At 63.7% G+C, this 11,697-nt stretch carries 10 protein-coding genes; 5 read left to right on the forward strand and 5 right to left on the reverse strand.

The genetic code is table 11. The annotated features are described in order from the left end of the window. The first annotated feature begins 106 nt into the window (after positions 1-106). On the forward strand, positions 107-583 hold the full coding sequence (locus tag VSX79_RS10350) for an Lrp/AsnC family transcriptional regulator (protein ID WP_179495697.1): 477 nt from the start codon (positions 107-109) through the stop codon (positions 581-583). Here VSX79_RS10350 and VSX79_RS10355 read toward each other — a convergent pair. From VSX79_RS10355 to VSX79_RS10365, 3 genes are all read right to left on the reverse strand, one after another. Then, complete coding sequence (locus VSX79_RS10355) at positions 580-2,805, reverse strand: TonB-dependent receptor (protein ID WP_326913297.1); 2,226 nt, start codon at positions 2,803-2,805, stop codon at positions 580-582. The genes VSX79_RS10350 and VSX79_RS10355 overlap by 4 nt on opposite strands. A gap of 203 nt (positions 2,806-3,008) precedes the next feature. Then, positions 3,009-3,503, reverse strand: coding sequence for a hypothetical protein (locus VSX79_RS10360; RefSeq protein WP_179495693.1), 495 nt, complete (start codon positions 3,501-3,503; stop codon positions 3,009-3,011). Between the two features lie 182 nt (positions 3,504-3,685). Then, a complete protein-coding gene (locus VSX79_RS10365) occupies positions 3,686-6,925 on the reverse strand; it encodes a TonB-dependent receptor domain-containing protein (protein ID WP_179495691.1) in 3,240 nt (1,079 codons plus the stop codon). 333 nt (positions 6,926-7,258) lie between these two features. On the opposite strand from VSX79_RS10365, the gene VSX79_RS10370 reads away from it, so the two are divergent. Together VSX79_RS10370 and VSX79_RS10375 are read left to right on the forward strand one after the other, a co-directional pair. After that, on the forward strand, positions 7,259-7,771 hold the full coding sequence (locus tag VSX79_RS10370; protein WP_179495688.1) for an RNA polymerase sigma factor: 513 nt from the start codon (positions 7,259-7,261) through the stop codon (positions 7,769-7,771). Next, positions 7,768-8,763, forward strand: coding sequence for a FecR family protein (locus VSX79_RS10375; RefSeq protein ID WP_179495686.1), 996 nt, complete (start codon positions 7,768-7,770; stop codon positions 8,761-8,763). The genes VSX79_RS10370 and VSX79_RS10375 overlap by 4 nt, the downstream gene beginning before the upstream one ends. 12 nt (positions 8,764-8,775) lie before the next feature. Here VSX79_RS10375 and VSX79_RS10380 read toward each other — a convergent pair whose 3' ends face one another. Further along, on the reverse strand, positions 8,776-9,402 hold the full coding sequence (locus VSX79_RS10380; RefSeq protein WP_179495684.1) for a TetR/AcrR family transcriptional regulator: 627 nt from the start codon (positions 9,400-9,402) through the stop codon (positions 8,776-8,778). A 162-nt stretch (positions 9,403-9,564) separates the two neighbouring features. Here VSX79_RS10380 and VSX79_RS10385 point away from each other — a divergent pair, with 162 nt between their 5' ends. Beyond that, positions 9,565-10,422 carry a metal-dependent hydrolase gene (locus VSX79_RS10385; protein WP_326913298.1) on the forward strand — a complete coding sequence of 286 codons (858 nt, stop codon included), beginning with the start codon at positions 9,565-9,567 and terminating at the stop codon, positions 10,420-10,422. Then, positions 10,419-10,832, forward strand: a complete 414-nt coding sequence (locus VSX79_RS10390) for a DUF2147 domain-containing protein (protein ID WP_179495680.1) — start codon at positions 10,419-10,421, stop codon at positions 10,830-10,832. Before VSX79_RS10385 ends, VSX79_RS10390 begins: the two co-directional genes overlap by 4 nt. 19 nt (positions 10,833-10,851) lie before the next feature. On the opposite strand, the gene VSX79_RS10395 is transcribed toward VSX79_RS10390, so the two are convergent. Further along, the gene (locus VSX79_RS10395) at positions 10,852-11,610 is read right to left on the reverse strand and encodes an AraC family transcriptional regulator (protein ID WP_179495678.1); all 759 of its coding nucleotides are present in this window, start codon (positions 11,608-11,610) and stop codon (positions 10,852-10,854) included. Between the last annotated feature and the right edge of the window lie 87 nt (positions 11,611-11,697).

Consider the following 11,697-nt stretch of genomic DNA (forward strand, 5'->3'; position numbering starts at 1 on the left):
GAAACCAACCTATTGTTCTGCCATTATCACTAAATGAAGGATTTTGTTCTTCTCCCGTGCGACTTGCTCCCCTATTGCTGCCTGAACACGATATAGGACGGAACGCATGGACAAGCTCGACTGGAAGATCGCCGCCGCGCTCGAGAGCGACGGCCGCCAATCCTACGCCGACCTTGGCGACCGGGTCGGTCTGTCGAAGTCGCCCTGCTGGTCGCGCGTGAAAAATCTTGAGGAAAGCGGCGTGATCGACGGTTATGCCGCGCGCCTCGATCCGATCGCGATCGGGCTTGCCGTGCAAAGTTTTGTCGAGGTGCAGATCCGTTTCGACGCGCATATCGAGTTCGAGGCCGCGGTTCTCGCGCATCCGGCCGTGGTCGAGTGCCACACCACCGCGGGCGAGAGCGACTATCTGCTCAAGATTTTTGCGCGATCGGCCGATCATCTCGACGAGCTGCTCCGCCATAATTTGTCGAAGCTGCCCGGCGTCCAGCGGTTGAAAACCGTCGTGTGCCTCAAGACGATCAAACGACACGGGCCGCTTGCCGAATGGGCCCGCACCACCGAGGCGCGCGCGCCGCGCTAGAAACGTTTGCGGAGCGACAACTGGACCGTACGGCCGAGCGGGTCGACTTCATAGCGTTCATAGCCCGCCGGCACGGTGCCGTCGCTCAGCACGACGCGCCGATAGCTGTCGAACAGGTTCCGGATATCGAGCGCAATATTCAGGTCCGCGAGCCACGCGGGCTTCTCCTGCATTCGCAGCAAGCGCTCTGGCTCGGCGAACAGGCGAAGGTTCAGCGCCGTCACGGCACGGTGGCGATAGTCCTGCTGGCCGTCGACGCGGAGGCGGAAGGGGCTTTGCCAGGTCCCGTCGAGCGTCAACCCCGCCCCGGCGCGACCGGCGACGAGCTGGAACGTGAGGCTATGCCGCGATTGCGCGGTGTCGCCGCGCAGCCGGTCGATGGCGGGGACACCGGGGCGGGTCAGCAATTCGCTGCGGAGCGTCCATCCATGGTTGATCGACAACGTCATCTGCCAGGGGCTGGCTTGGGGCGGAGCGCCGACTTCTGCGCCAGCCCGGCCCCCGGTGGAAAAGGAGACCACAAGGCCGCTGTCGAGCCGTTCGCTGATGTCGCGCGCGATCCGGATCGGGCGCGCATCGACCGAGACGAGCCGGCCAGCAGCATCGCGCACGACGCGCTCCGGAAACGCATCCTCGACTGCGGGCGTCAGCGTCGGGAATAGTCCGGCGCCGCCGGTCGCCGATTGTCGCTGATATTGCGATGTGATCGAGATTTGCGGATCGGCGAAGGGCGTCAGGCTGGCGCGCAGCGAATAGCTGCGCTGCCGCCCGCGGCCGAGGTCGGGATTGCCCCCGGTTATCCATCGCGGTTCGGCGATCTCCTGCCGGCGATAGTCATAGATGCGCCTGACCTCCTCGACATAGGGGCCGCCCAATTGATCGGCGCTCGGTATCAGCTGCGCAAAGCCCGCCGTGGCGGTGAGCTGAAGCAGGGGGAAAGGCGTCCAGTTCAATCCGAAATCGAACCGTTCCTGCAGCGGCGAGCCCGAAGCCTCGCTCACGCCGCCGGCGATATCGACCGACAGGTCGCCGAGCGCCGAAAAACGGTCGGAAACCGATGAGGAGATCGGGACGCCGAGCGAGAGCCGCGCGTCCCATTGCCGGCGCCGGAATTCGAACCCGGCAGGAATATCCCCCTCCCCCGACCCGCGACTTTGGGTCCAGTCGCGGGCCGCGCCGAACGAAATGTTCGATGTTACCATGCCGGCTGGAAGCGTCAGGACCGGCCGGTTGAGATTGACCTGGGCCGACAACCCCTCGCTGCGCGAACGCGTCCGGTCGATCCGGATTTCGGGCCCGGCGGCCACGCGTTCGAGCGCGTTGGTGGACCAGGAGCGCGTGTAGCGGGCGATGATATTCGATTGCCAGCCGGCGAGCGGGCCGCCCAAAAGCGCCGACAATCCGAGGCTTGTCGAATCCTGATCGCCGCGAAGCGGATCCCCGCCACCGCCAGCGGGCACGGGCGCCGGGCCGAGCAACTGGCGCGTGTCGCGCCGGGCGACATCGATACCGAATGTGCCGCTGAACCGCCCCAGCGGCCGCGTCAGGCCAAGATTCATCGTCAGCCTGTCCGAAGCGGGCAGCAGCGTGCGGCTGGCATCGGAGGCGTCGAGGTCGCCTGCACCGCTGCGCGCGCTCTTGAGCAGGTGATTGTCGTGCGAGGCGTCGACGCGCGCGCTCCAGCGGGATTTGCCGTCGATCACGAAGCGGCCGAGCGACAGCTGCCCGCTTTCGCGCCCGCCCGCCGTCGCGATTTGCACGCCGGCTTCGCCCTGCCACGACGCGAAGCTCTTTTTGAGCACGAGGTTCACCACCCGCTGCCCGGGCGGATAGCCATATCGCTCCGCCGCCTCCGAGCGCAGGATGGCGATCCGCGCCAGTGCTTCAGGCGGGAAACCGTTGATTCCGGTTGCGCCATCGGCGCGCTCGCCGTTGATGAGGATGATCGGGCGTTCGTCCGGCCGCCCGGTGAGCGGGGCGATTAGCGAGACAAGGTCGCCGATCGAATTCGCGCCATAAGCGTCGATTTCGGCCTCGCCGAGTTCGGTTTCGGACTCGACCAGCGCGGCGCCCCACTGGGCGGTGACCACGATCTCGTCGATTTCGGGCGATAGGGGCGAGGAGGATTCGACCGCGGGAGCCTGAGCCTGGGCCGGGACGTCCAGCAGGGTGAGCAGCACGCCAATCGCGCCGGCAAATCCCCCGTCTATCCCCGCATTCATCGTTCCGTCACCCGTCCTGCAGCCTCGAAACCCCGCCGCGCCCGTCCCTTCCCCCCGCAAGCCGATGAAGACCGGAAGGCAAAATGCCTTCCGGTCTTCATCGTTTCAGCTGTTGGCAGACCGTGGGGAGGGAGGGAGGGGTTACCCCGATCCTGCCTGCCCCATAGGGACAGGCAGGGGACGGTCTGGTTGCCAACGGCCGATCAGGGATAGGTGTAGGATGCCGTCGGGCTGGTCGAGACATTGTTCTGCATGCTGCACGCCGAGCCACCGGGCGGGTCAGAGGGGATGGTGTTGGCGTGGGTGAACTGGAGGACGCCGCCGACCAGCTTGGCGCGGAGGTTTCCGCGGCAATTGCCGGTGATGCCGACGACGCGCACATCGTTGATCACGACATCGGTCGCGTTCAGCGTCGTGATGTCATACGGAAAACCGCTGAACGAAACCGCACCGCAGAGGCCGCCGGTCAGCGAAATGCCGGTGATTTTGGTGCCGCTGGGAACCGTGGTCGAAATGGTGCCGTTCGAATTGGTGGTGGCGGTGAGCGTGCAGGTCAGCGTGATGCCTTTCTTCACCTCCACCGTGCTGGGACCGGCGCCACCCGTACCCGCAGGCGAATAGGTTCCCGCGAGCGCGGCGGTAGGAAGCATGGCGAGCGCAGCCACGGTGCCGACGAATATCTTCTTGAGATTGTTCATGACTTATCCTCTCCGTTTATTGCTTTGCATTGCGGGAAACTATTCTGATTTCCCTTACCCATAGACGCGCGCGCGATCGGACAGGGGGGATAAGGCATCGAAATTTTTCGGTGAATCCGATCGTTCGTAAAAAAAGGGCGCGTTCGAAAACGCGCCCGAGGGAGGACCTTGCGTCGTGCCGATCAGAAACGCTTGGTCACACTGAAACCGATGATGCGCGGATCGAGCGTGAAGATATTCGCGCTGAGCCCCGTGTCGTCGCTGTTCGTGAAAGTGTTGGTTATCGGCGTGTCGTTGAACAGATTCTTGACATAAAGCTGCATCGCGAACTGCGATTCCGGCCGTTCCAGCGTCACCGCCAGATTGGCATTGTCCCACGCCTTCAGCCGGTCATATTCGGTGTTGTAAACGCGCGCATAGCTTTTCGCCTGGCGGTAATAATCGCCGCGAAACGTCAGATTCCAGTCGTCGATGAAGAAGGTATATTGGGCGCCGACATTGAAGGTGAAGCGCGGCGAATTGGGCAACTCGTTCCCTTCCAGATCGGCATAGAAACCGCGCCCGCCGTTCGGCGCGTCGGTGAGCGGATCGTAAGTGAAACCCAGAAACTGATCGTAGCGCAGATTGGTCTCGACATTCGGATTGAAGCTGCCGTAGCGCGCCGATCCCGCGCACATCGCGGACAGCATCAAATCTCCCAGCCCGCCAGGACCGGCAAAAAAGGAATTGAGGATCGTCTCGACCTTGTCGCGCGGTGCGATGCAGTTCGACGGCACGCCAAGCTGCGGACGCAGCACGACCCAGTCCTCATTCCCCTGCGTCCGGTCCATCACATCGATCGATTGCGCCCCCTTTCCGATCCGCGTGCGCAAATAGCCGAAGTTGGAATCGACCCGGAAATTGCGCGATGGCTGCCACGCCGCCTCCAGCTCCAGCCCCCAGCTTTGCGCATCGAAATTTTCGTTGAGCGAAATGCGGTCGACGATCTGCGACACTTGATAATCGGTATAGTCATAGAAAAAGGCGGTGGCGTTGAGCGTCATCCTGCCACCGGCGAAACTGTTCTTCGTGCCGATTTCGAACGCATTGACATACTCGGGTTTGAACGTCTCGGCGAGCGGCTGATACTGGATCACCTTGGGGTCGATATCGACGCGCGGCGGGTTCGAACCGCCCCCTTTGTACCCGTGCGAAAAGGACGCATAGACCAATGTGTCGTCTGAAAAGGAGGTTTCGGGTTTCCAGTCGACGACCAACCGTCCGGTGAAGGCGTCCCACTGCTGGTCGATCGGCGGCAGCGCCGGGTAACCGATGCTGACGCGGCCGCCGCTCGATGCGCCGCTCTCGGTTCCGAAATTCTGCGCGCCGAGCAAAAGTTGGCTGGGAATCGGTGTCGAGGTCTTCTTGTCGTTGGTATAGCGCGCGCCGGCGGTGATCTTTACATCGTCCGACACATTCCAATAGGCCTCACCGAACAGCGCCCACGACCGCGTCTGCACGACATTCTTGCTGCGGAAATAATTATGCCCCTGCCCGTCGATCTGGTCGATAGGATTCGGATCGACATAGATGCATTCACGAAACTCCTGGCCCGGATTGCAATTGCGCGTTCCCGTGCCGATTTCGCCCGGCGCGTCCTCGCGGTTGTAAAAATACTCCCCAAGCAGGCTGAATAAATTGCTGAAGACGTAATAATCGTCCTGCGACTTGAAGTTCAGCGCATTGGCGCCGATGCTGAAATTAAATGGCCCCGAAAAATCGGATTGCAGCCGCAGCTCCTGCGTCCATTGCGTGTTGCGCGACTGACTGACATCGACCGCGAGCATCCGGTCCGAGGGCCCGAGTTGCGGATCGGTATAGACGCCACCCGGAGTCGGCCCGGGGATATTATTCGGCCGTCCCAGACCATCGATCAACCCCGGGTCGCTCGAATCGTTGAAAATCGGAACCGAAACGAAGCGATTATAATCCTGCGACGAATAGTAACGATCCCGCGAATAGGCGGTCTGCGAGATCAGCTTCAAGTCGCCCACCCCTGCCTCGAGATTGAGCTGGAACACATCATTCTTGGCGCGGAAGACCGGATCATAGCTGGTAGCGATCTCACGCAGGTTCCGGGATTGCCGGATGCCGGCATAGGGGTCGAGGTCCGGGTCAATCAGCGGCACCACCGCGACACCCAATATGGGGTCGGGAACAAAGCCGACGCCGATCAGCTTTGCCGTGTAGACGAACGCAAAGCTCGACGCATTCGGCGCGCCGAAAGCCGCGTCGCTGTAAAGCGATCCCGGCTTGCAGCCTTGGCTCAGCTTCGGACGCAGATAGTCCGGGACGACCGTCGTGCCCAGCATCGCCGGCCCGTCGTCGCGCGTGCAAAGCTGCTTGCCGGTGCGCGAACGCTGATCGTCCTCCTCGAAATGCTGCCAGATGAAGCTCGCCTTCAGATCGTCGGTGGGTTCCCACTGCGCCGACACGCGCGTCGACCACAGGTCGCGATCGTTGACGCGCTGTTGGGTGAAACTGTTGAAATCGAAACCGTCGCGCTTGGTCATCGCGCCGGCCGCGCGGACCGCCAGCGTGTCGGTCAGCGGAACGTTGATCATCCCGCTCAGCCGGCGCGTCGAAAAATTCCCGACTTCGCCCTTCGCCATCCCCTCGAACTCGTCGCTCGGCATCGCCGGAATGACATTGACCACCCCGCCCGTGGCGTTCCGGCCATATAGCGTCCCTTGCGGGCCGCGGAGCACCTCGACGCGCTCAAGGTCGAAAAACTCTGCTTCGAACAGGCGGTTGCGGATCAGCGGCGTGTTGTTGAAGCTGACCGCGACGGCGGGATCGCTCGACGCGGAAATCGCCTTGGTTCCGATGCCGCGGATCGTGAAATCATAACCGCTGAAGTTGCCCTTCGAAAAATTGACATTGGGAACCGCGCGAACCAGTTCCGCCCCGCTTTCGACCTTGCGGTCGTCGAGACCCTTGGGCGTGAAGGCGCTGATCGCGATCGGCACGTCGCTGATCTTTTCCTCGCGCTTCTGCGCCGTGACGACGATTTCATTATCGTCCTCGATTTCATCGCCGGCGGCGAGCGGGGTCGCGTTTCCCTCCCGCGTCACCACGAAGACGTTGCCGTCGCGGCGATAGCCGAGCCCGGTTCCGAGCAGCAGCGAGCGCAGCGCCGTTTCGGGGTCCGAACGTTTGCTGTGCCCGGCGGTGCGCTTGCCGTTGACGACCGACGCATCGACCAGAATCGTCACGCCGCTTTGCACGCCGAAATCGCGCAGCGCGCGATCGAGCGACTGCGCCGGAATGCGGTAATTTGTAACATGCTCGCGCGCCAGCGCCGCATTGCCCGAAAACGCCAGGCAGCCGATCGCCGCACCACTCAACAGAAATTTGCGCAAATTGCATGCACGAACCCGCATGTCCCCTCTCCCTCATCCTGTCGTGCGGGATTCATGTCCCGCTGTTCCGGCGTTCGATGCGACGCCATTCGGATAGACGCCCCATTTTCGGACATGGGGGGATCGTCGAATAAAATTTTCAACGATGTTAATATCTACGCCAGTGAACGGAGCGTTAGGAAAATTCGTCGGCCGGTGCGATTTTCATCCCCCCTCTTGCGAGTTTCCTGCGTCTACCCTGTTAACTCCAGCACGAAAATGGAGCCGCGATGACCGTTTTGGGAATGATGCCGGGATGACGCGTAGGGTTGGGAGCATCTCGCAATGCCTGTTTTATCGGGAGCGTTATTGACGATGGCCGTCCCGCATCAGGACCGGGATCTGGCCGCGTGGATGGCGACCTATGGCCCCGGCCTGCGCCGTTATTTTCGGCGCCGTGCCGACGATGCCGATGTCGACGACCTGGTGCAGGAAGTTTTCCTGCGCCTGCAATCGGCACAGCTGAGCGCGCCGATCGACAATGTCGAACGCTATCTGTTCACCGCCGCGCGCAACGCGCTGATCAGCCGCCACCGCCGGCAAAAGGCGCGCGCGACGGCGCTACACGACGAGTTCGAAGACGGCATCGAAATCGCCGAGCAACGATCGCCCGAACGCATCGTGATCGGGCAACAGGAATATCGCCGCGTGCTCGAGGCGATCCAGAACCTTCCGCCCCGCGCGCGCGAGGCTTTTCAATATCACCGGTTCGAAAACCTCACCTATCAGGCCATCGCCCAGCGGATGGGCATTTCCAAGGAGGCGGTGAAGGAACTGATGCACCGCGCCCTCGTGCGCATCGTCGAAGAAATGGAGCCCGACCTGTGAGCGGCAACGACGCCTTCGCCCGCGCCGCGCTTCGCGCAGAGGCGGTGCAATGGTTCAACCTCGAACGATCGGGCGACATGACGATCGACGACGAGCTGCGCTTCATCGAGTGGCTCGACGAATCCGACGCGCATCGCGACACCTATCGGCTCGTTGAACGCGCGTGGCTGATCGCGGGAACGATCCCGCAGGAACCCGAAATGCTCGCCCCGCCCGCGTTCGATACCGAAGGGGGGAAGCAGCGATCCGGCTGGCGCCGCCATCTGGCGCTGGCAGCATCGCTTTTGCTCGTCGTCACGCTCGGCTGGTCGGTCTATCAACACGCTTTTCCGGGCTTCGGCACCACGCAGGATCAGCATTTCCGCACCGGGGTCGGCCAGACGACCACCGTTACCCTTCCCGAAGGCTCGGTCGTGACGCTCGATGCCGAAACCGAGATGCGGATGCGCGAAACGCCGCGCGAGCGCCGCGTCGATCTTCTCGGCGGGCGGGCCTTCTTCCGCGTCGCATCCGATCCGTCGCGTCCCTTCACCGTCAACGCCGGCGGCAAGAGCGTGCGTGCGATCGGCACCGCCTTTGAGGTCAGCTTCGAACATGGCAACATGGTCGTCACGCTCGCCGAAGGAAAGGTGCGCGTCGAGGAGACGGGTTCGGATCCGGGCAGCGGCACCGACATGGCGCCCGGCGGCCAGCTCGTCATCGGCGCCGACCGCAACTGGACGCTCAGCCGGGTCGACGTGGCGAAGGAAACGAGCTGGACCGAGGGGCGCCTGATCTTCATGCGCGACCCCCTGTCGGAAGCGGTTGCCGAAATGAACCGCTATTCGCCGCGAAAGCTCGTCTTCAAGGACGGCAAGATTCCCGAAAAGCAGGTCGTCGGCGTGTTCCAGGCCGGCGACGTCGACGGGTTCGTCAAAGCGATGGAATTGAACGGCACCGCCCGCCGGATATCGGCGACCGACGACCATATCCTCCTGTCGGGCGGCGAATAGGGCCGGCGCCGTTCAGGGCGCGGCCGGGGGAATTCCCGTCGGGATCAGGAACAGCGGCAGGATGCGCGCGATCAGGTCGCGCATCGCGTCGTCGGGCTGGTCGAGCATATCGCGGACATGCGGCCCGATCACCGCGTCGCCAAAGGCGCTGACCGCCATCATCAGCACCGCCGCGCGCACCCGGTCGGGCGCGGCTTCGTCGGTCGACTGGCCGACGATCGCCTCTACGAGCGCGCGCACCGCGGCGCGCACGGGTTCGAGTTGTTCGACATCGCCCGACAGGATGATCCATGCCGCGAGTGGCCCCGCCCCGCCCTTGTCGAAAGCGTCGAATACGCGGTCGGCCACCGCGCGCGGCGCCGCGCTGTCGGTCTTCATCAGTTCGACGACATTGCCGAGCGCGTCGGTGAGGTCGCGTATCATCGATTCCATCAGCGCCGACTGTAAGCCCGCCGCCGATCCGAAATGGTGGAGCACATTGGCATGCGACATGCCGATCGCCTGGCCGATGTTGGCGAGCGTCACCGCTGCAGGGCCGCGATCGAGAAGCAGCGCACGCGCCGCCGCCAGCCCTTCCTCGCGAACCTCGTCCCCTGAACGCTTGCGCCTTTTCTGGTGCGGCCGCGCTTGCTTGTACATCAATCTTTCCTTGCGGCCGTCGCGCCCCGCTACGGCCTTCGTGCCGGAAGCCTTACCCGAAAGCGGTGGATTGTCACCCTTATCGTCCCGCTTGCCGTTCCGGAAAACGCATGATATAAACATTGATGTTAATGTAACTTTGATTTGCAGAAAGGTTGCACGATGTCTACGCCGCTCCACACCCCCGCCGATATCCGGATCGAAAAGCGCGACCTCAAATTCGGTCGCGAGAACCCGCCGCCGCGCTGGTGGCACAGCGGCGACGCCGGTCGCACCGCCTTTTTCAACGCGCTGTCCTCGACCTTCCCGGTCGGCGAGAAATTCTTCATGACCTCGGTGCGCCATTATCGCGAGGGCACGCCGCAGCCGCTGCGCGGGCAGATCGACGATTTCCTTTACCAGGAATCGATGCACAGCCGCGAACATGTCGTATTCAACCGCCAGGCCGAGGACGCGGGCTTCGACATCGCGGCGGCCGAGGATCGCGCGCGGCGGACGATCGCCTGGGTCAAGCGCCGCTCGCCGATCCAGCAGCTCGCCGCGACCTGCGCGCTCGAACATTTCACCGCGACGCTCGCGCATGATGCGCTCGCCAACCCGGCGCATCTGGGCGGCGCCGCCGAGGAGGCGCGGCAATTGTGGCGCTGGCACGCGATCGAGGAAATCGAGCACAAGGCCGTCGCCTTCGATACCTATCTCCACGCCGCGCGAACGATGACCCCGCTGCGCCGCTGGCTGAAGCGCAGCACGGTGATGTGCGTGACGACGATGCGCTTCCACTATGTCATCTTTCGCAACACCGCCGATCTGCTCGCGCAGGACGGCCGCAATAATTGGGCGACGTGGAAGGGCCTCTTGGCATGGCTTTATGGCCGCGACGGGCTGATGCGTGCGCTGCTGCGCGGCGTCTTCACCTATATGAAGCCGGGATTCCACCCGTGGGAACTCGACGACCGGCCGCTGCTCGAAGAGGCGCTCCGCCTGCTCGAAGGCGGCAAGGCCAAGGAGCTGGCCGCATGAGGCGGACGCTGCTCCTTCTGGCCGCCGCGACCGTCGCCACGCCCGCCGCCGCCGCCGATATCACGGGCGTCTGGGCGACGGGCAGCGAGGGCGGGCGCGTCGAAATCTACCGCTGCGGCAAGGCGCTGTGCGGCAAGGTGGTCGATGCAAAGCGGCTGCGCGCCAATCCCGACCTGCGCGACGTGCGCAATTCGGACCCCGAGCTCCGCCAGCGCAAGCTCAAGGGCCTCGTTGTCCTCAATGGCTTCACCGGCGGTCCGACCGAGTGGAAGGGCGGCCCTGTCTACGACCCGGAAACCGGCGACGGCGCCGCGAAGGGCCAGCTCAAATTGCTCCCGAACGGCAAGCTCGAACTCAAGGGCTGCATCGCCTTTTTCTGCCGCACCAAGATCTGGACCCGCGCCGGCTGATGCCATGCGCTTCGCCGGGTCAGTGTTTCAGATACTGGCTCGGCGGAACGCCGAAAGCGCGGCGGAACATCGCGGCGAACCCGCTGGGACTATCATATCCGACGTCATAGGTGACCTGCGTGATCGATGCGCCGGCCGCCAGCAGCGACAGCGCCTCCATCAGCCGCACCTGCTGCCGCCAGACGGCAAGCCCCATCCCCGTTTCCTGCTTGAAGCTGCGCGTGAAGGTTCGCCGCCCCATCGCAGCGAGCGCCGCCCAGTCGTCGATGTCGCGCGGGTCCGACGGATCGGCGATGATCGCGTTGCAGACGCGCAGCAGGCGCGGGTTGGACGGCATCGACACCTGATAGGGCGCGTTGGGCATCCGCCCGATCTCGTCGAGCAGCAGCGCGATGATCCGTCCCTCGCGCCCGTCGACATCGTAAAGCGCGGGAAAATCGACGACCTCGAGGATCAGCGATTTGACGAGGTTCGACACCTCGAAGACGCGGCATTGCTGTTCATGCTCGTGCCCCGCGCACGGCAGGTAGAGCGTGCGGAGCGACACCGGCCCGCGGCACGCGACCTCATGCCGCGTCCCGGCGGGGAGCCACACCGCGCGCTGTGGCGGGATGACGAAACTCGTCTCGGGCGTGCGTACCGACATCACCCCCGCCGACGCATAGAGAATCTGGATATGGTCGTGGCTGTGCATCGGATCGACGAAACCCGCGGGATATTCATCCTGCAGCGCCATCACCGGCCGGCCGGCCGTCAGGACATCGACACTATGTTTCATGGCCCGATCCTCGCAAATACTGGACAAACACACAATATAGGCCGGGTACCCCACTGACCAGCCGCACGGCGCCCGCTGGCCTGTCCG

Source organism: Sphingopyxis chilensis (genome assembly GCF_035930445.1).
GTDB classification, from domain to species: domain Bacteria; phylum Pseudomonadota; class Alphaproteobacteria; order Sphingomonadales; family Sphingomonadaceae; genus Sphingopyxis; species Sphingopyxis chilensis.